The organism is Dietzia sp. IBK-p2-16D (genome assembly GCF_057773085.1).
The window spans coordinates 1-451 of record NZ_JBYMTL010000061.1; the positions used below are offsets into that span (position 1 = coordinate 1).

Here is a 451-nt window from a genome sequence, read left to right on the forward strand (position 1 = left end):
TAAAAAACATACTTGGTTAGTTACTCTCATTAAAAGGTTTATAAGAAGTACGTCTCCTAATGTTAAGACCAATTCGAACAGTTAAAAATATCAATACTGATTTTGTTGCAATACAAACTCAAGAACGTGGTGGAATTTTATCATTCGCTACGGTTTCTGGAGTTGTTATATTGCAATATTCTCCTATTGCCAGTGGAGTAGTTCCGTTTGGTATTCAATATAATGATATCGAATATATAGATTATTCAAGACAACCCCCACCTTGGAGATTAAGAGAAGTAAACGTTCCATGCGGAATAGTTGGAGCTTTAACAGACGGAGAATGTGAAACAGACTGGTTATCATTAAGCGGAATTATTTACTCTGGTATGCCTGCTTATGTTGGACCAAGCGGAACAATTACAAACGATCCTTCGCTTGGCAGTAAACAAATTGGTTATTTTACTAGTAG

Annotated in this window: 1 protein-coding gene; it reads left to right on the plus strand. The window is 35.5% G+C overall.

Translation table 11 applies throughout. From position 1 onward, the window contains the following. Positions 1-59: 59 nt before the first annotated feature. On the plus strand, positions 60-451 hold a 392-nt coding region (locus AC3DE3_RS17360; protein WP_488370866.1), incomplete at its 3' end, for a hypothetical protein.